This is a genomic window from Microbacterium sp. PAMC21962 (assembly GCF_019443465.1).
GTDB classification, from domain to species: Bacteria; Actinomycetota; Actinomycetes; order Actinomycetales; family Microbacteriaceae; genus Microbacterium; species Microbacterium hominis.
The window spans coordinates 1,970,836-1,990,186 of record NZ_CP080381.1; the positions used below are offsets into that span (position 1 = coordinate 1,970,836).

Consider the following 19,351-nt stretch of genomic DNA (forward strand, 5'->3'; position numbering starts at 1 on the left):
GCATGGGACAGCTCACCGACAAGACCGCCCTCGTCACCGGGGCGGCCAAAGGCATCGGCCTCGCCGTCGCCTCCCGTTTCGTCCGCGAGGGCGCACGGGTCGTGCTCGCCGACCGAGACGTGGATGCCGCGACCACCGCGGCCTCCGCCCTGGGCGCGCACGCCCGCGCCCAGGGCATGGACATCTCCGACGAGGCGGCCGTGGCCGCCGGGTTCGCCGAGCTGGAGGCCGCGGGGTGGGCGCCGGACGTCGTCGTCGCGAACGCGGGCGTCCAGCTGTTCGGGCAGGACGCCCCCGCCGCCGACCTCGAGCTGGACGTCTGGCGGCGCACCCTCGACGTCAATCTCACGGGAACCTTCCTCACCGTCAAGCACGCCGTGCGCAGCATGCTCCCCCGCGGCGGCGGGGCGATCATCCTCACCGGCAGCCCGACCGCGGTCAACGGCGAGGGCCGGGACTTCACGGCGTACAGCGCGTCGAAAGCCGCGATCCACGGGCTGGGACGCACCGTCGCCGCCGCCTACGCCGATCGGGGGATCCGCGTCAACACGGTGCAGCCCGCCTACACCGAGACCCCTCTGGTCGCGGCCATCACGGACGACCCGCAGGCGCGCGCGGCCATCGTCGGCCGTATCCCGATCGGGCGCGCCGGCACCCCCGACGACGTCGCCGGCATCATGGTCTACCTCGCGAGCGACGACGGCGCCTTCGCGACCGGCGCGGTCTTCCAGGTCGACGGAGGCATGACGTCGCTGTGAGCGGCACGTGGGATGACGAGGCTCGGCGACCCTGGCGCAGCGCGCGGTGGTCGCTCGAGCTGCGGGGCGACGAGCTCGCCGACATCGCCTACGACGGCGTCGTGGTGCTCCGCTCCGCGCGCGCGGTCGTCCGCGACCACGACTGGCGCACCGCACCCCTCGTGATCGACGATGTCGACGCCCGCGACGACGCGATCGTCATCGCCCTGCACTCGAGCGGGCTGGGGTCGTCGTTCGCGGGCACCGTGCAGGTGCACGCACACGGCGATCGTCTGCAGATCGTCTGCGACCTGACCTCCCGGCAGCCGTTCGACACCAATCGGACGGGGCTCGTGGTCCTGCATCCGCCGACGCTGGCCGGCACGCCCCTGCGGGTGGTCCACTCCGCGGCGGAGCCGGAGGTGACGCGCTTCCCCGCGCGCATCAGCGCGCACCAGCCCGTGCGCGACATCGCGGCCCTGGCGTGGACGGCGGGAGGTGTCGCCGTCGCGCTGACCTTCGACGGCGACGTGTTCGAGATGGAGGATCAGCGCAACTGGACGGACGCCTCGTTCAAGACGTACAGCCGCCCCCTCGACCTCCCGTTCCCGTACCGCGTCGCGGCGGGCGAACGGGTGACGCAGACGGTGACGATCGAGGCGACGGCCTCCGCCCCGGCCCCGGTGATCGAGACGGCGAAGCCCGCCCCGGCCGCGGTGATCGAGCTTCGACCGGGCGGCGCGTTCCCGCGCCTCGGCCTCGGCGCCGCGACCGCGCCGGATCCGGCGCCGCCGCTCGGCTCGCCGCTCGGCTCGCACGTCGTCGCCGACATCGATCTCGCCGATCCCAACTGGCGCGCGGCCCTGGACCGGGCGGGCGCGGCGGGACTGCCGGTCGAGGTGCGCCTGGTGCTCGCGGACGACGACCCCGACGCGCTCCGGGCGGCGGCGCATGCCCTCCGCGGACGGCGCACGGCGCGCGTGACGGCCTTCCCTGCGACCGGGCCGGCCCGCCACGTGTCCGACGGCCCGACGATCCGGGCGCTGCGCGCGGCGCTGCGCGCCGCCGACGTCGACGTGCCGGTCGTCGGCGGAACCCGCGCGCACTTCACCGAGCTCAACCGCGAGCACCACCGTCTCCCGGACGGGCTCGACGGCATCGTGCTCAGCAGCACGCCGCTGTTCCACAGCCGCGGCACCGACCAGCTCGTCGAGGCGCTCGCCATGCAACGACGCGTGGCGCAGGAGGCCGTGGACATCGCGTCGGGGCTCTCCGTGCACATCGGACCGGTCACGCTCCGGCCGCGCTTCAACGACGTCGCGACCACGCCCCCGCCCCGCCCCGGGCGCACCGATCTGGCCGAGGGGTACGGCGCCCAACTGCTCGACGCCGACGATCCGCGCCACGACAGCGACGAGCTGGCCGCATGGACGATCGCGAGCGCGGCGGCGTTCGCCGTGCCGGGGGTGGCCGCGCTGACCTTCTTCGAGGAGTGGGGGCCCCGCGGCATCCGCACCGCCGCGGGCCGGGACCGGCCGGTCGCCGCGGCGCTGCGCGCCCTCGCCGACGTCGCCGGGCCCGACGGGCGAGCCTGTACCCTGCTGCACGGCGACAGCCCGGACGGCCTCGTCTGGGCCGTCGGGGGGCGCGGCGACGACGGGGGGAGCGTCCTCGTGGCCAACCTCGACCGGGTGCCGCGCGTCGTCCGCGTCGAGCCCGGAGGCACCCGCACCGTTCCCGCCGGAGCCTTCGCGATCCTTCCGCTCACGGCACCGTCCGCTCACGACTGATCCGCCCCGACCGACCCGCTCATCGAGGAGCCCTCATGACCGCACCGCACCGCAGCCTGCTGACGGAGTACATCCACGCCGCCACGATCCGGATGACCCGGGAGCCCTCCGGCGTGCTCACCCATCCGTACACGGTGCCCAGCGCCCCGGAGTCCCCCTTCTACTCCGACACGCTCTGGGACTGGGACTCGTGGTTCATCAGCGTCGTCATGGGCCAGGTCGAGGTGGAGACCGGACGGCCCGGCCTGTTCGGCGTCTACGAGGAGGGGACGATCCGCAACTTCCTCGACCACATGGACGAGGACGGCGTCATGCCGATCCTGATCAAGCCGGGCGGACCGCTCCTGCACCGCGATCCGAGCCGGGCGGCGGGCTTCACCGAGAACATGCACAAGCCGATCGTCGCCCAGCAGGCGCTGCTGCTGGCCCGTCGGCGCGGGTCGGCCGAGTGGCTGAGACCCGAGCGGGAACGGATCGGACGCTTCCTCGAGCGGTACGTGCACTCGCACATGGACCCGGCGACCGGGCTCGCCTACTGGCAGACCGACTTCGCGATCGGCGTCGACAACGATCCGTCCGTGTACTACCGCCCCGACCGCAGCACGGCCTCGGTCTACCTCAACAGCCTGCTCTACCGCGAGATGCTCGCGTTCGGCGCCCTGTGCGAGGACCTCGGGGATGCCGCGGCATCCCTGCAGTGGCGCGGACGCGCCGCCGACCTCGCCGATGCCGTCAACGCGCTGCTCTGGGACGAGCGCGACGGCATGTACTACAGCGCCGACCTCCACCTCCGCCCCGTCGACCCCGAGGACTGGCTGCACCGCGGCGCGCCGCGCCGCTGGAACTCGCTGCTGCTGCGCATCGACAACTGGTCGAGCTTCCTTCCCCTCTGGGCGGGCATCGCCCCGCACGACCGCGCGGAGCGCGTGCGCGCGCGGATCGCGGACCGCCGCACGTTCCGCGCCGCCTACGGGGTGCGGACGCTGTCGCGGCTGGAGCAGCAGTACGACCTGAGGGCGTCGAACAACCCCTCGAACTGGCTCGGGCCGGTCTGGGGCATCAGCAACTACCTCGTCTTCCGCGCGCTGGCGCGCTACGGCTTCGACGCGGATGCGGCGGCGCTCGTGGACGAGACGGTCGCCCTGTTCGGGCGCGATCTGGCGGCCTCCGGCGCGCTGCACGAGTACTACCACCCCGACACGGGCGAGCCGATCATGACCAGCGGCTTCCAGAACTGGAACTTCCTCGTGCTCAACATGATGGCGTGGCAGGAGGGACGCCCCGTCGTCGCGGAGTTCTGAGCCGTCGGCGCGGCCCGTCGGTCTCAGCCGCGCCCGAAGCCCTCGGTGCTGGCCCGCACGACCAGGTCCGGCTGGAACATCCGATGCGGGTCCGCGGCCGACCGGCCCGCGATCGCGTCGAAGAGGGCGTCGACGACCGCGATGCCGAAGCGCTCGTGACGGCCCCGGACGCTGGTGAGCGGGATGAGGGACACCTCGGCGAACTCGTTGTCGTCGTAGCCCACGATGGCCGTCTGGCGCGGCACGTCGATGCCGGCCTGCACGAGCACCTGCATCATGCCCAGCGCGAGGAGGTCGTTGACCGCGAAGATGCCGTCGGGGCGGAACGCCTCGGGGCGCGCGACGAGCGCGCGCGCCACTTCGCGGCCGCCGCGCACCGTGCGGTCGGGCATGTCGATCACCTCGACGGTCGCCGCGCCGAAGGTGCGGACGACCTCGGTCGCCCCGGCCAGGCGGTCGGCCACCTGGGGGATGCCGAGGGGGCCTCCCACGAAGGCGATGCGACGGCATCCGACATCGAGCAGGTGCTGCATCGCCTGGCGCCCGCCGGAGACGTCGTCCAGCGACACGGACGGCTGCTCGGAGCTCTCGGCGCGCTGGCCGACGATGACCGACGGGGTGCCGCGTCTGCGCACCTGGGCGAGACGGTCCTCGATCGGCAGGTGCGAGGACACCAGCAGCCCCTGCACGCGGTGCTGCTCGAACACCTCGAGGTACGCGTCCTCCCGCTCCCGGCTGCGATGCGAGTTGGCGAGGAAGACGGTCACGCCGCGTTCACTGGCTCGACGCTCGACGCTCTCCGCGATCTCGGCGAAGTAGGGGTTGCTCACGTCGGGGGCGATGTAGCCGATCACCTGGCTGACGCCGAGCCGCAGCTGACGGCCCGCGATGCTGGGCACGAAGCCGAGGGAGTCGATGGCGTAGCGGATGCGCTGCGCCTTGTCGTCGGAGACGCGGTCGGGATGGTTCAGGTAGTTGGAGACCGTGCCGACGGCGACACCGGCGAGAGCGGCGACGTCACGGATGCCGACGCGTACGCCGGGACGGGTCGACGACGACCCGTTATGAGATTGTGACGTTTCAAACTCCACGTCCCCATCTTGCCCCAGTCGGCTCATCCCTGTCACGGATTTCGCTGCTCTGCCGCTCCGCAGGGCCGGGAATCACTGTTGACAGGGGTCGGCGAGCGCCCTAGCATCCACTATTGAAACGTCTCAAAAGAAGAGATGACCACTTTCAAGGAGGAAATGTGTTCACAGCGAAACGGCGGCGCCCGAACAAGCCGCTTCTCAGCGCCGTGGTGCTCCTGGGCGCCGGCGCGCTGGTGCTCACCGGCTGCTCCGGCGGCGGCAGCGGCGGCGGCACGGACAACCCGACGACGTTCGAGTTCCTGAAGAACGCGGAGAACACGACCACCCAGCCCGTGCTCGACGCGCTGGCATCCGGATCGTGCACGGCCGAGAACGACGCCGCTCCCCTGGAGGTCAACTCGGTCCCGCAGGCGGACCTCGACGCACAGGTCCAGCTCCTCGCGACGCAGGACGGCCTGCCCCCCATGTTCTCGGCCGGCGGCAACCCCGCGGAGGGCGCCAAGCTCGCCAAGGCGGGCTACCTCGTCGACTTCGACAAGGCCCTCACCGAGCTCGGCGTGCGCGACAAGGTCGCCGAGGGCGCCGTGTCGACGATCAAGAAGCTCTACGGAGGCTCCTTCAGCTTCCTGCCCTACCAGTACAACATCGAGGGCATCTTCTACAACAAGGAGCTCTTCGAGAAGAACGGCTGGGCGGTGCCCGAGACGTGGGACGACCTGCTGAAGATCGCGGGCGAGGCGAAGAGCGCCGGGCTCACGCCGTTCGCGGCATCGGGCGAGCAGGGCTGGCCGCTGACCCGCCTCATCTCCGGCTACCTGTTCCGCTCCCTCGGCGCCGACGCCCTCCAGGACGTCGCCGACGGCAAGGCCAAGCTCACCGATCCTGAGTACGTCGCGGCCGCGCAGGCCGTCGCCGACCTCGGCGCCGCCGGCTACTTCGGCTCGAACGTGGCCTCTCTCGACTACGACGCCGCGACGAACGAGTTCCTCACCGGCAAGGCCGCGATGATCTACATGGGCAGCTGGCTGCTGGGCAACATCAACAGCGACAGCAACCAGATCGGTGCCGACAACGTGGGCTTCTTCAAGTTCCCGGGCGTCGCCGGGGGCAGCGGCTCGATCGACGAGTACCCCTCCAACGTCGGCCTGCCGGCCACCTTCAACGCCAAGACCTACGCGGCCGACAACAGCGTCGGGGCGTGGCTGAAGTGCATCACGTCGAACTACGGCAACGAGGCGCTCGCGCAGGGCCAGATCACCGGGTTCATCGCGGACAAGAAGGTGGAGCTGCCCGCGATCTCGCAGACGATCGCCGACGAGATCGCCGGCGCCAAGGACAGCGTCCTCTGGTTCGAGGCCCTGTTCAACGCGAAGGCGAGCAACATCTCCTCGACCAACGCCGCCCTGCTGGTGACCGGCCAGCTCTCCGCCGAGCAGTTCATGAAGCTCGTCCAGGACGCGCTCGACGAGGGGTGACCCTCCCCGCGCCGGCCGGCCGGGGTCCCGATCCCCGGCCGGCCGGCGCCCGACCCCCTTCCGCTCCGCACGAAAGCCGCCACCCATGAAGTCCGTCCTCGGCGACCGCAAGGCGATCACGCTGCTGCTTCTTCCCGCGCTCATCGTCTACACCCTGATCATGCTCGTCCCCGTCCTCTGGTCGTTCGGGCTCACGTTCTTCTCCGGCAGCGTGCTGACCGGATTCGAGTGGAACGGCATCGACAACTTCACCCGGCTGCTCTCCGACCCCTACGTCGGCGACGCACTGGTCTTCACGCTGAAGTACGCCGTGCTGGTGACGATCCTGCAGGTCGTCCTGGGCTACGGCCTCGCGCTGCTGTACCAGTTCGTCCTGCGCCGGTCGTCGGTCCTGGTGCGCACGCTCGTGTTCTTCCCCGTCGTGCTGCCCACCGTCGCGATCGCGATCCTGTACCAGAAGATCTTCCAGTCGGCCCCCAACGACGGTCTCGTCAACGAGCTGCTCGTCAACGTCGGCCTGTCGTCCGTCGACTGGCTGGGCTCGGGCACGACGGCCTTCGTGGTCATCGTCGTGATGGACGTGTGGCGCTCGGTCGGCTTCTACGGGGTGCTCGTCTTCTCCGGCCTGCTCGACATCCCCGACGAGATCGTCGAGTCGGCCCGCATCGACGGCGCCAAGACCTTCTCGCTGTTCCGGCACATCATCCTGCCGATGTCGCTGCCGATCCTGTTCGCCTCGTTCATCTTCAGCATCAACGGCACCATCAAGGTGTTCGACTCGGTCTTCGCCCTCACCGGCGGCGGGCCGGGCAACTCGACCACGCCGCTGACCCTCTACATGTACCGGACCGCGTTCCAGTACAGCGACTTCGGCTACGGGTCGACCATCGCGCTCCTGCTGACCGTGATGTGCCTTCTCGTCACCCTCGCCATCTTCCGCTCGTCGCGCCGCGACAACACCGTCTGAGAGGAGCACCTCATGACCACGACTCTCGACACCATCGCCGTCACGAGCCCCCGTGCCGTCAGGTCGCAGCGACCGACGCCGGCGGGGCGCGCCCTCGCGCTGCTGCGCCGCGTGCCGACCTGGCTGACCATCCTCTTCCTCGTGGTCGTCACGGCCTACCCGCTGTTCTGGATGTTCATCAACTCGCTGAAGTCGAACACCGACTTCCTGAACAACCCGTCGTACGCCTTCCCGGAGACGTGGCGCTGGGACAACTACGCGACCGCCTGGCAGACGGGCAACCTCTCGACGACGGTGATGAACTCGATCATCGTGACGCTGCCGTCGCTGCTGCTCATCGTCGTGCTCGGCACCGCGGCCGGCTTCGCGCTCGAGGTCCTCGTCTTCAAGGGGCGCGGTGCCGTCCTGCTGCTCTTCCTCGCCGGCATCATGATCCCGGGGCAGATGATCATCCTGCCGCTGTTCAACGCCTTCTTCCAGCTCGGGATCAACGGCTCGCACCTGCCGATGATCCTCATCTACACGGCGGGCGGACTGCCGCTGACGGTGTTCATGATGGCGACCTATTTCCGGGCGATCCCCCGCGAGATCTTCGAGGCGGCGACCATCGACGGCGCCTCGATGGTGCGCGCCTTCTTCTCGATCGGGTTCCCGATGATGCGCAACGCCGTGCTCACGGTCGCGATCGTGCAGTTCTTCCTGATCTGGAACGACCTGCTGATCGCGCTGGTGTTCGGCGGCAAGAAGAGCCTCAACACGATCCAGGTCGGCCTGCTCAACTTCTCCGGCGAGTACGGGGCCATCAACTACGGGCCGCTGTTCGCGGCGATCTGCATCACGGTCGTCGGCATCCTCGTCCTCTACCTCTTCCTCAACCAGCGCATCATGAAGGGCCTCGCGGCCGGCGCGGTCAAGGGATGAGCCGGATGCCGGCGGGTCGCGAGGACGGCACCCGCCGGCATCCTTCAGCGCCAGTCGTGCCGGGCGCGGAAGCCCAGCTCCGCGCGGATCTTCCGGGTCGACAGCAGCGACTCGAACGCGCCGAGGTCCTCCGCGACGGGCACGCCCGGGAACCATCGCGCCGCGACTTCGCGCGAGGGGGTCGACAGCCCCGATTCGGGTGCCGCGACGTTGTACACCTCGAATCCGGGGCGTCCGCGCCCGAGGGCGAGGGCGACGGCCTCGGCCCCGTCGCGGGCATCGACCCACGAGCCGAGCAGATCGCGTCGGTAGTCGTCCTCGCCGGCACGCGCGAAGGTGGCGTAGCCGTCCGGGGCGACGACGTTGGTGAAGCGCAGGGCCGTGATCGAGACGCCCTCGCGCCAGCCGGCGATCTGCGCGGCCAGGGTCTCCTCGACGACCTTGCCGAGGCCGTAGGTGTTGAACGCGCGCGTGTAGCCCTCGTCGACGGGCAGCGCCGGCGGCGCGACGTCGAAGGGGAACCCCGCGGCCGTGATGCTCGAGGCGATGACGATGCGCCGGATGCCGGCGCGGTGCGCCGCGAAGAGCACGTGCGACGACGCCGCCAGGTTGTTCTCGAAGGTGGCGACATCCGGGATCAGCCCGTTCACCGGCACCGCGGCGAGGTGGACGAGGGCGTCGAGGCCGTCGTGGCGGGCCGTGACGCCGAGGATCGCGTCGAGCGTCTGTCCGTAGTCGGACAGGTCGACGCGCGTGAACCCGGGACCCGCGGGGCCGGCGAGGTCGAAGCCGACGACGTCGTGCCCGTCGGCGCGCAGCCGCTCGACGGTGGCCCGTCCCAGAGTCCCGCTGCTGCCCGTGACGGCGATGATCATGACCGCTCCTTTTGCTATGGTTTGAAACGTACCAATGCTATTGGTTCGCTCTGCGATTCGCATCGCAAACGACAGACTGAAACGTTTCGAGTCGACTCGACCGCCCAACGAGGGGAATGTGACCAATGACGGCCACCGTGTCCGCACCGCGCTTCGAACACCATCGGGAGGCGCTCGGCATCGGCGAGAGCGCGCCGCGCCTGTCCTGGACGATCGACGACGCGGCCCCCGAGTGGCACCAGAGCGCCTACCGCGTGGAGGCCCGCGACCCGCACGCGGCCGCCGATCCCGCCGCCGACGAGCGCGCCGCGGAGTGCGCGGAGGTGGCCTCGTCCGCGCAGATCCTCGTGACGTGGCCGTTCGCCGCCCTGCGGTCGCGCGAGCGCCGTGAGGTGCGCATCAGCGTCCGTGGCCACGACGGCGTCTGGAGCGCGCCGGGCCCGTGGGCGCCCGTCGAGATCGGACTCCTCGACCCGTCCGACTGGGCGGCCGCGCCGGTGGGGGCGCTGTGGAACGAGAACCCGATGAGCGACGAGCGGCGCCCGTCGCTGGTGCGCCGGGAGTTCGACGTCGCGCCCGGCCTGGTGCGCGCCCGGCTGTACGCGAGCGCGCACGGCCTGTTCCAGGCGGAGATCAACGGCGAGCGGGTCGGCGACGACCTGCTCGCCCCCGGCTGGACGGTCTACCGGGAGCGGCTGCGCTACACGACCTACGACGTGACCGGGCTGCTGCAGAGCGGGCGCGCGGCGATCGGAGCCTGGCTCGGCGACGGCTGGTACCGCGGGCGCCTCGGCTGGCGGGGCGGGTTTCGCAACCTCTTCGGCGACGACCTCTCCTTCCTCGCCCAGCTCGAGCTCGTCTACGACGACGGCTCGCGCGTGGTCGTCCCGACCGACACGTCGTGGCGGGCGGCGCCGAGCCCGATCCTGCAGGCGGGGCTCTACGACGGCGAGGTGTACGACGCGCGCGAGGAGCAGCCCGGCTGGTCGCGCCCCGGCTTCGACGACGCAGGCTGGGAGCGGGTGCAGATGCGGCGACGCGACCCCGCGACCCTCGTGGCCCCGACCGGCCCGCCCGTGCGCGTCACCGAGGAGCTCCCGCCCCGCCGCGTGCTCACCTCGCCGTCGGGCAGGCGCATCCTCGACTTCGGGCAGAACCTGGTCGGCGTCGTCCGCCTGCGCGCGACGGCACCCGCCGGCACCACGGTGACCCTGCGCACCGCGGAGGTGCTGCAGGACGGCGAGCTCTACACGCGGCCGCTGCGGGACGCACGCTCCACGGATGCCTACACGTTCGCGGGCCGCCCCGAGGGCGAGACCTGGGAGCCGCGGTTCACGTTCCACGGGTTCCGCTACGTGGAGGTCGACGGCTGGCCGGGCGATCTCGACGCGGATGCCGCCGCCGGCGCGCTGCAGGCGCGCGTGCTGCACACCGACCTGGAGCGCACCGGCTGGTTCTCCTCCTCCGATCCGATGCTCGACCGGCTCCACGAGAACGTCGTGTGGGGAATGCGCGGCAACGTCGTCGACGTGCCGACCGACTGCCCGCAGCGCGACGAGCGCCTCGGGTGGACCGGCGACCTCCAGGTGTTCGCCCCGACCGCCTCCTTCCTCTTCGACGTGTCCGGCATGCTCGGCGGCTGGCTGCGCGACCTGGCCCTCGAACAGCTCCCCGATGGGACCGTGCCGTGGTTCGTCCCGGTGATCCCGGCCGACACGATGTGGACGCCGCAGCGGCCCGGAGCGGCCTGGGGCGACGCGGCGACGGTCGTGCCGTGGACGCTGTTCTCGCGGTTCGCCGACCCCGAGATCCTGCGCGCGCAGTTCGACAGCGCGCGCAGGTGGGTGGACCTCCAGGCCGAGATCGCCGGCCCGAGCCGCCTCTGGGACACGGGCTTCCAGCTCGGCGACTGGCTCGACCCGGCCGCACCGCCGCAGGATCCGGCGGATGCCCGCACCGACCGCTACCTCGTCGCGACGGCGTACTTCGCGCTGTCGGCGCGGATCGTCGCGCGGATGGCGGCGGAGCTCGGGCGCGCCGAGGAGGCGGGCGCGTACGGGCGGCTGGCCGACGAGATCGTCGAGGCCTTCGTGGCCGCCTACGTCCGCCCGGACGGCACGATGACCTCCGACGCGCAGACCGCCTACGCGCTCGCCCTGCAGTTCGATCTCCTCCCTGCGCACCTGCGCTCCTCGGCCGCGGACCGCCTCGCACACCTCGTGCGCGAGGCCGGCAACCACATCGCCACCGGGTTCGTGGGCACGCCGCTGGTGTGCGACGCGTTGAGCGCGAACGGTCACCTCGACGCCGCGTACGACCTGCTGCTCGAGCGCGGCTGCCCGTCGTGGCTGTATCAGGTGGAGATGGGCGCCACCACGATCTGGGAGCGGTGGGACGCCATGCTGCCGGACGGATCGGTCAACGCGGGCACGATGACCTCCTTCAACCACTACGCGCTGGGCGCGGTGGCCGACTGGCTGCACCGGACGGTCGCCGGCCTGGCCCCCGACGCGCCGGGTTATCGGCGCATCCGGTTCGCACCCCGTCCGGGAGGCGGACTGACCTCGGCGAGCGCCCGCCATCTCACCCCCTACGGACCCGCGGAGATCTCCTGGGTCCGCGAGGGCGACGACCTGCGCGTGCGGATGCGGGTGCCCGTCGGCGCCGAGGCGATCGTCGACCTGCCGGGTCGGGACCCCGAACGGGTGGGCCACGGCGTGCACGAACGGGTGGTCCGCCGCGCGGTGGAGGTGATCGCGTGAGCGCGCCGCGACGTGTCGCCTTCATCCACACCGGCGCCGTCGTCATCCCGATGGTCGCCGCGGAGGCGGCGACGCTCCTGCCGGGCGTGGAGATCGTCAACTACCTGGACGACCGCATCGTCGCCGACCTCTCGCGCGACGAGGCCCCGTCGGTGCCCGCCCGGATCGCACAGCTCGCCCGCGCCGCGCGCGACGCGGGGGCGGAGGCGGTGATGCTCACCTGCTCGTCCATCTCGACGCTGGCCGCGCCGACGGCGGCAGCGGTCGGCATCCCGGTCCTGCGCATCGACGAGGCCATGGCGGATGCCGCGGTGACGGCGGCGGGCGACGGACGCATCGCGGTCCTCGCGACCCTTCCGACCACCTGCGCGCCGACGGCCGCGCTCCTGCGGGAGCGCGCCGACCGCGCCGGAACGCGGCCGCGCATCGATGCCGAGGTGATCGACGACGCCTTCGCGGCCGTCGCCGGCGGCGATCGCGACCGCCACGACCGTCTCGTGGCCCAGGCCGTGGAGCGGGCGGCCGCGGGCGCCGATGTCGTGGTCCTCGCGCAGGCCTCCATGGCATCGGCCGCGGCGGCAGCCGCATCCACGGTCCCCGTGCTGACCAGCGTCGCCCTCGGCGTCGAGCGGCTCGCGCGGACGCTCGACGCGACCGGAACGGAGGCGCGGGCATGAACGCCACGCTGACTCCCCTCGGCGCAGCCGATGCGCGCTGGGCCGACGGCTTCTGGGGCCGCATCGCCCGGCGCACGCGCGAGGTGACGGTGCCGACGATGGGCGCCATGCTCGCCGACCCGGCCACGAGTCCGGCCCTCGCGAACTTCGAGGTGGCCGCGGGCCTGCGTCCGGGCCGCCACGAGGGTCCCCCCTTCATGGACGGCGACTTCTACAAGTGGATGGAGGCGGCGATCAGCCGGCTGGAGACGGATCCCGATCCGGCTCTCGAGGCCGAGCTGGAGCGCATCGCCCGTCTGATCGCCGCGGTGCAGCGGGAGGACGGCTACGTCCACACGCCGACGGCGATCGCCGCGCGCGACGACGAGCCCGTCTCGGCCCTGGCCGACCGTTTCAACTTCGAGACGTACAACCTCGGCCATCTGATCACCGCCGGTGTGCGCCATCATCGCGTCACCGGATCGCCGACCCTGCTCGAGGTCGCCCGCGGGGCGGCGCGGTTCCTGGAGCACCTCGCGACCGACAAGCCGCGCGAGCTGGCCCGCAGCGCGGTCTGCCCCTCGCACTACATGGCCGTCGTCGACCTCTACCGCGCGACCGGCGAGCGCCGCTACCTCACGCTCGCGGAGTCGTTCCTGCGGGTGCGCGACGAGTTCGACGAGGGCGGCGACGACAATCAGGACCGCATCCCCGTGCGCCGCCAGAGCGTCGTGGCCGGGCACGCCGTGCGGGCCAACTACCTCTACGCGGGTCTGGCCGACCTGGTCATCGAGACCGGCGACGAGGAGCTGCACGCCGTGCTGGACACGCTGTGGCGTGATGTCGTGGACACCAAGCTGGCGGTGACCGGCGGCTGCGGGGCGCTCTACGACGGCGCCTCCCCCGACGCCCACCCCTGGCAGGAGGAGATCAGCCGGGTCCACCAGGCCTACGGACGCCCCTACCAGCTGCCGCACACGACCGCCCACAACGAGACGTGCGCGCAGATCGGGATGGTGCTGTGGAGCGAGCGGATGCTGGCGCTGCGCGCCGACGCCCGGTACGCCGACGTCATCGAGACCATCGCGTACAACGCGCTGCTGTCCGGCATCGGTCTGGACGGAGCCACCTACTTCTACACGAACCCCCTGCGACAGGTGCGGGAGCTCCCCTTCCCGCTGCGGCGCGCGGGCGACACGGGGCTGCATCCGGTGCCCGCCCCGCCGCCGTCCGACGAGCGCCTGCGCGAGCCGTACCTGTCGTGCTTCTGCTGCCCGCCGAACATCGCGCGCACCCTCGCGCAGCTCCACGAGCGGATCGGCTCGGTGTCCGACGACGGGCTGTGGGTGCACCAGTACGGCGGATCGCAGATCCGTCATGCGTTCGGCGACGGGCGGGTCCTGGGCCTGCGTGAGAGCTCCGACTACCCGTGGGACGGGCGCATCGTCTTCACGGTCACCGAGGCGGAGGGCACGGTGCCGCTGCACCTGCGGATCCCCGGGTGGGCGCGGGGGGCGCGGCTCACCGTCGCGGGCGCGGACGTCGAGACCGCGGCGTCCTCGTCGTACGCGCGGGTCGACCGCCCGTGGCGCGCCGGCGACGAGATCGTCCTGGACCTCCCGATGCCCGCCCGCCTCCTCCGCGGCCACCGGCTGGCCGAGGAGCTCACGGCGCAGGTCGCCGTCCAGCGCGGGCCCGTCGTGTACTGCGTCGAGAGCCCGGACCTGCCCGCGGGGATCGACCTGGAACGCATCGCCCTGCGTCGCGGCGCCGCGCTGCGCGCCGTGCCGACACAGATCGCGGGCCGACGCGTCGTCGCCCTGGAGACCGAGGCGGCCGTCCTCCCGCCGACGCCCGCGACGCTGTACGACGAGGTCGACGACGACCCGATCACGACGGCGACGGTGCGGCTGGTGCCGTACTTCGCGTGGGCCAATCGCGGCCCGTCCGAGATGTCCGTCTGGCTGCCGGTGATCTGGTGAGCGCCGCGACCGACGCGGTCGTCGCGACCTACGTCATCGAGACCGGGCTCGACCTCGAGCGGGCCGCGGAGATCCTCGCCGGCGAGCAGTCGACGGGAACCTTCGTGCGGGTGGAGCGGGAGAGCGACGCGCTGCGGGACCGCTTCGCCGCGCGCGTCGTGGAGATCACCGAGCTGCCCCCGGCGGACTCCTCGCCCCTGCCCGGCGCCGTCGGCGACCTGGGCCACCGCCGGCGCGCCCGCGTGCGCGTGCGGTTCCCCCTCGAGAACTCGGGCCCGTCGATCCCGAACCTGCTCAGCACGGTGGCCGGCAACCTGTTCGAGATCAAGGAGCTGTCCGGCGTGAAGCTGGTCGACCTGGATCTTCCGCCGGCCTTCGCGCAGCGCTACGGGGGTCCGCGCTTCGGCCTCGAGGGCACGCGGCGGCTGATGTCGCGGCCGACCGGCGCCATGATCGGCACGATCGTGAAGCCCTCCATCGGACTCTCGCCCGCGGAACTGGCCGAGCTCGTCGGCGAGCTCGCGCGCGCAGGCGTCGACTTCATCAAGGACGACGAGCTGCAGGGCAACGCGCCGCACGCCCCGCTCGCGGCGCGCGTCGCGGCGGTGATGCCGGTGCTGGAGAGGCATGCCGACCGCACGGGGGTCAAACCCATGTACGCGTTCAACATCACCGACGACATCGACCGGCTCGAAGCCCATCACGACCTCGTCGTCGCGGCGGGCGGGACGTGCGTCATGGCCGTGATCGCGCACGTCGGCCTGGCCGGCATCGCCCACCTGCGCCGCATCTCGGGCGTGCCGATCCACGGGCACCGGGCCGGGTTCGGCGCGCTGAGCCGCTCGGACCGGCTGGGGATCTCGTTCACGGCGTGGCAGAAGCTCGCGCGGCTGTGCGGCGTCGACCACCTCCACACCAACGGCATCTCCAACAAGTTCTACGAGTCCGACGACGACGTGCTCGCCTCCGTCGCCGCCGTGCGCACGCCCCTGCCGGGCCTGACCTCGACCGTGCCGGTGCTCTCCTCCGGCCAGTGGGGCGGCCTCGCGCACGCCACCTACGCCGCGACCGGCACCGCCGATCTGCTGGTGATGGCCGGCGGCGGCATCCACGGCCACCCGGACGGTGCGGCGGCGGGCGTGACCGCCATGCGCGAGGCGTGGTCGTCCGCCGAACGCGGCGAGAGCGTCGCGCAGGCCCTCGCGGCCTCACCGGCCCTGCGCCGTGCGGCCGAGACGTTCGGACCCGTCCGTGAGTGAGCCGGCGGTCGGGTTCTACGGCGACGACGTCACCGGCAGCGTCGACGCGCTGCTGCAGTTCACCCGCCGCGGGTGGCGCGGACGCCTGTTCACCTCGCTCCCGACCGCGTCGGCGCTGGCCGACGCGGCGGACGACGGGGACGTCGTCGGCATCGCGGGCATCGCCCGCTCCCTCGGCCCCGCGGCGCTGGAGGCCGAGGTGCGGCCGGCGCTGGCGGCGCTGGCCGCGCTGCGGCCCGCGGTGCTGCAGTACAAGGCCTGCTCCACCGTGGACTCCTCGCCCGAGGTCGGCAGCCTCGGCCGCGTCCTCGAGATCGGGCGCGACCTCACCGGCGCCCGCCCCGTGCCGCTCCTGTTCGCCCAGCCCGACTTCGGCCGCTACACCGTGTTCGGCCACCACTTCGCGGCCGACGACGGCGTCGTGTACCGCCTCGACCGGCAGCCGACGATGTCCCGGCATCCGTCGACCCCGATGTCCGAGTCCGACATCGCGCGCCACCTCGGCGCGCAGACCGCGCTCGCCCTCACCGGCATCCCCCTGACCAGCTACACGGATGCCGCGGATCTCGCCCGCCGCATCGAGGCGTGCGGCGCCGACGCCGTCGTGCTCGACGCGCTCGACGCGCACCACCTGCGCCTCATCGGCGAGGCGATCGGCCGGCTCGCCCCGACCGCGTTCGTCGTCGGCTCGGGCGGTCTGAGCGCGGCGATCGCCGATGCCGCACCGCGCCGGCCGGCACCGGCCGCCGTGGCCGCCGCGAGCGGACCGGTCCTGGTCGTCTCGGGCAGTCGGTCGCCGCGGACGCGACGGCAGACGGCGGCGGCCGCGGATGCCGGGTGGTTCGTCGCGCCGCTTCCGCGGGACGATCGCGAAGCCGCACCCGCCCGCGACGCCCTGCGCGCCGGGCGCAGCGTCGTGCTCGCGTCGGATCTCGGGCCGGACGACGGCGGCGCGCTGGACGGGCTCACCCGGCGCGCGGCGCGTGTCGTGCGCACCGCGGTGGCGGCCGGCGAGACGCGCCGGGTGATCGTGTGCGGAGGCGACTCATCGAGTCGCGTCGTGCGCCTCCTCGGCATCCGGGCGCTGTCGATCGCCGCCAACCCCTGGGGCAACGTCGCGCTCCTGCGCGCGCACGCCGACGGCCCGCTCGACGGGGTCGAACTGCTGCTCAAGGGCGGCCAGGTCGGGGACGACGACCTGTTCGAGAGGGTGCGGACGGGCGGGGCGCCCTGACCGCGCGCGTCACGCCTGCGTCGACGCGCGCACCACGAGCTCGGGACTGAAGCGGACGTGGCGGGCGGGCGATCCGGGAGCCGCGGCGGCCTCGCGCAGCAGGTCGACGGCGGTCGCACCGATCTCCCGCGCCGGCTGGCGGATCGAGCTGAGGGGGACGACGGCCGCCTGCGCGAAGTCGATGTCGTCGTAGCCGATGATGGCCAGATCCTGCGGCACACGGATGTCGCCCAGGATGGCGGCCCCCTGGAGCACGCCGACGGCGAGGAGGTCGTTGGCGCAGAAGACGGCGTCGGGCCGGTCGGCGGGCGCGCGCAGCGCCAGCTGCTCGCCCACCGCGCGACCGGCGAGCACCGTCAGCGCCGTCGTCTCGATGACCTCGAGCGCGGCATCCGGCGCCGTCTCGAGCGCGCGGCGCGCGCCGGCGAGACGATCGGACACCTGACGGATCGTCAGCGGCCCCGCCACGAAGGCGATGCGGCGCCGTCCGCGGGCGAGGAGATGCTCGACCGCCGCGTACCCGCCCTGCACGTCATCGACCGCGACGGAGGGGATCTGCTCGCCCGGGATGTCGCCGTCGACCAAGACGAGGGGGATGCCGGCCAGCGCCAGCCGTCGCAGCGGCGCGGGGTCCAGGTCGCGCGGCGTGAGCAGCACGCCGTGCACGCGCTGCTCGCGGAAGAGGTCGAGGTAGGCGCTCTCGCGCTGCGCGTTCTGGTCGCTGTTGCCGAGCAGCACCGCCAGTCCGTCGCGCGCGGCACGCTCCTCCGCGCCGCGCGCGACCTCGGCGAAGAACGGGTTGGCGGTGTCGAGCACGACCAGGCCGATGGAGCGGCTGCGCCCGGCGCGCAGCTGCCGGGCGGCGTCGTTGCGGACGAACCCGAGGCTCTCGATGGCCCGGTGCACGCGCGCGACGGTCTCGGGGGCGACTTTCTCGGGCCGGTTCAGCACGTTCGACACCGTGCCCACCGACACCGCCGCCGCCGCGGCGACGTCCTTGACGCTGGCGCTCATCCACGCTCCTCCGAGGTCGTCGTCGCCGCTTGACGAATCGTTTCAACCACACTACTCTTTGAAACGATTCACAGCAGAGATCCGCGGAGGCGCGGATTCCACACCGAAAGCGCGAGAGTATGACGACGCTGTCAGCCGAGAACCTGTCCACGCTCCAGGCCCAGGGGATCGAACTGCCCTCGTGGGCGTTCGGCAACTCCGGCACCCGCTTCCGGGTCTTCCCCACTCCCGGCACGCCCCGCGACCCGTTCGAGAAGATCGCCGACGCCGCCCAGGTGCACCGCCACACGGCGCTCGCCCCGACCGTGGCGCTGCACATCCCGTGGGACGCGGTCGACGACTACGCGGCGCTGCGCCGTCACGCCGAAGACCTCGGCGTGGCGCTGGGCACCGTCAACTCGAACACGTTCCAGGACGAGGACTACAAGTTCGGCGCGCTCACCCACCACGACGACCGCATCCGACGCAAGGCGATCGACCACCACCTCGCCTGCATCGACATCATGGATGCGACCGGCTCGCGCGATCTGAAGATCTGGCTCGCCGAGGGCTCCAACTACCCCGGCCAGAACGACATGCGCGCGCGTCAGGACCGCCTGCACGACTCGCTCTCCCGGATCTACGCGCGGCTCGGCGACGCGCAGCGGCTCGTGCTGGAGTACAAGTTCTTCGAGCCGGCGTTCTACCACACCGACGTCCCCGACTGGGGGACGTCCTACGTGCAGGTGGCCGCGCTCGGCGAGAAGGCGATGGTGTGCCTGGACACCGGCCACCACGCGCCCGGGACGAACATCGAGTTCATCGTCATGCAGCTGCTGCGACTGGGGCGCCTGGGCTCCTTCGACTTCAACAGCCGCTTCTACGCGGACGATGACCTCATCGTCGGCGCCGCCGATCCCTTCCAGCTGTTCCGGATCCTCGTGGAGGTCGTCCGCGGCGGCGGGCTGAACAACCCGGACGTCGCCTTCATGCTCGATCAGTGCCACAACATCGAGGACAAGATCCCCGGCCAGATCCGCTCCGTGCTCAACGTGCAGGAGATGACCGCGCGGGCGCTGCTGCTCGATCGTGACGCGCTGGCCGCCGCCCAGGAGGAGAACGACGTGCTGACGGCCAACGCGATCCTCATGGACGCCTTCCAGACCGACGTCCGGCCGCAGCTGGCGACCTGGCGGGAGAGCCGCGGGCTGCCCGCGGATCCGATGGCCGCCTACCTCGCCTCCGGCTACGCCCGCACCATCGCCGACGAGCGCGTCGGCGGCGTCCAGGCGGGATGGGGTGCCTGAG

15 protein-coding genes are annotated in these 19,351 nt (G+C 72.2%); 12 read left to right on the plus strand and 3 right to left on the minus strand.

Annotation, left to right across the window (positions count from 1 at the left end; all coding sequences use genetic code 11):
- The first annotated feature begins 2 nt into the window (after positions 1–2).
- The 3 genes from KY498_RS09505 to KY498_RS09515 are packed head-to-tail and all read left to right on the plus strand — an operon-like array spanning position 3 to position 3,828.
- On the plus strand, positions 3–758 hold the full coding sequence (locus KY498_RS09505) for an SDR family NAD(P)-dependent oxidoreductase (protein WP_191009523.1): 756 nt from the start codon (positions 3–5) through the stop codon (positions 756–758).
- Positions 755–2,527 (plus strand): hypothetical protein, encoded by a 1,773-nt coding sequence (locus KY498_RS09510; protein ID WP_191009522.1) that lies wholly within the window; start codon positions 755–757, stop codon positions 2,525–2,527. The genes KY498_RS09505 and KY498_RS09510 overlap by 4 nt, the downstream gene beginning before the upstream one ends.
- 35 nt (positions 2,528–2,562) lie before the next feature.
- Positions 2,563–3,828: a trehalase family glycosidase gene (locus KY498_RS09515; RefSeq protein ID WP_191009521.1), complete on the plus strand. Its 1,266-nt coding sequence runs from the start codon at positions 2,563–2,565 to the stop codon at positions 3,826–3,828.
- Positions 3,829–3,851: 23 nt separating this feature from the next.
- On the opposite strand, the gene KY498_RS09520 is transcribed toward KY498_RS09515, so the two are convergent.
- Complete coding sequence (locus KY498_RS09520; protein ID WP_191009520.1) at positions 3,852–4,919, minus strand: LacI family DNA-binding transcriptional regulator; 1,068 nt, start codon at positions 4,917–4,919, stop codon at positions 3,852–3,854.
- Positions 4,920–5,077: 158 nt separating this feature from the next.
- Here KY498_RS09520 and KY498_RS09525 point away from each other — a divergent pair, with 158 nt between their 5' ends.
- From KY498_RS09525 to KY498_RS09535, 3 genes are all read left to right on the plus strand, one after another.
- Positions 5,078–6,394: an ABC transporter substrate-binding protein gene (locus tag KY498_RS09525; protein ID WP_101305486.1), complete on the plus strand. Its 1,317-nt coding sequence runs from the start codon at positions 5,078–5,080 to the stop codon at positions 6,392–6,394.
- Between the two features lie 85 nt (positions 6,395–6,479).
- Positions 6,480–7,361: a carbohydrate ABC transporter permease gene (locus KY498_RS09530; protein WP_060958298.1), complete on the plus strand. Its 882-nt coding sequence runs from the start codon at positions 6,480–6,482 to the stop codon at positions 7,359–7,361.
- 12 nt (positions 7,362–7,373) lie between these two features.
- On the plus strand, positions 7,374–8,282 hold the full coding sequence (locus KY498_RS09535) for a carbohydrate ABC transporter permease (RefSeq protein WP_061782486.1): 909 nt from the start codon (positions 7,374–7,376) through the stop codon (positions 8,280–8,282).
- Positions 8,283–8,326: 44 nt separating this feature from the next.
- Here KY498_RS09535 and KY498_RS09540 read toward each other — a convergent pair whose 3' ends face one another.
- On the minus strand, positions 8,327–9,157 hold the full coding sequence (locus KY498_RS09540) for an NAD(P)-dependent oxidoreductase (protein WP_101305485.1): 831 nt from the start codon (positions 9,155–9,157) through the stop codon (positions 8,327–8,329).
- Between the two features lie 125 nt (positions 9,158–9,282).
- On the opposite strand from KY498_RS09540, the gene KY498_RS09545 reads away from it, so the two are divergent.
- The 5 genes from KY498_RS09545 to KY498_RS09565 are packed head-to-tail and all read left to right on the plus strand — an operon-like array spanning position 9,283 to position 17,050.
- Entirely contained in the window at positions 9,283–11,919 is a 2,637-nt protein-coding gene (locus tag KY498_RS09545) for a glycoside hydrolase family 78 protein (RefSeq protein ID WP_191009519.1), read from the plus strand.
- Positions 11,916–12,596: an aspartate/glutamate racemase family protein gene (locus KY498_RS09550; protein WP_061782483.1), complete on the plus strand. Its 681-nt coding sequence runs from the start codon at positions 11,916–11,918 to the stop codon at positions 12,594–12,596. The genes KY498_RS09545 and KY498_RS09550 overlap by 4 nt, the downstream gene beginning before the upstream one ends.
- Positions 12,593–14,557, plus strand: coding sequence for a glycoside hydrolase family 127 protein (locus KY498_RS09555; RefSeq protein WP_191009518.1), 1,965 nt, complete (start codon positions 12,593–12,595; stop codon positions 14,555–14,557). The genes KY498_RS09550 and KY498_RS09555 overlap by 4 nt, the downstream gene beginning before the upstream one ends.
- Positions 14,554–15,816, plus strand: coding sequence for a RuBisCO large subunit C-terminal-like domain-containing protein (locus KY498_RS09560; protein WP_061782481.1), 1,263 nt, complete (start codon positions 14,554–14,556; stop codon positions 15,814–15,816). Before KY498_RS09555 ends, KY498_RS09560 begins: the two co-directional genes overlap by 4 nt.
- A complete protein-coding gene (locus KY498_RS09565) occupies positions 15,809–17,050 on the plus strand; it encodes a four-carbon acid sugar kinase family protein (protein ID WP_191009517.1) in 1,242 nt (413 codons plus the stop codon). Before KY498_RS09560 ends, KY498_RS09565 begins: the two co-directional genes overlap by 8 nt.
- 9 nt (positions 17,051–17,059) lie before the next feature.
- Here KY498_RS09565 and KY498_RS09570 read toward each other — a convergent pair whose 3' ends face one another.
- On the minus strand, positions 17,060–18,064 hold the full coding sequence (locus tag KY498_RS09570; RefSeq protein ID WP_101305481.1) for a LacI family DNA-binding transcriptional regulator: 1,005 nt from the start codon (positions 18,062–18,064) through the stop codon (positions 17,060–17,062).
- A 119-nt stretch (positions 18,065–18,183) separates the two neighbouring features.
- Between KY498_RS09570 and rhaI the strand changes: the two genes are divergently transcribed.
- Entirely contained in the window at positions 18,184–19,350 is a 1,167-nt protein-coding gene (gene rhaI, locus KY498_RS09575) for an L-rhamnose isomerase (RefSeq protein WP_191009516.1), read from the plus strand.
- The last annotated feature ends 1 nt before the right edge of the window (position 19,351 follow it).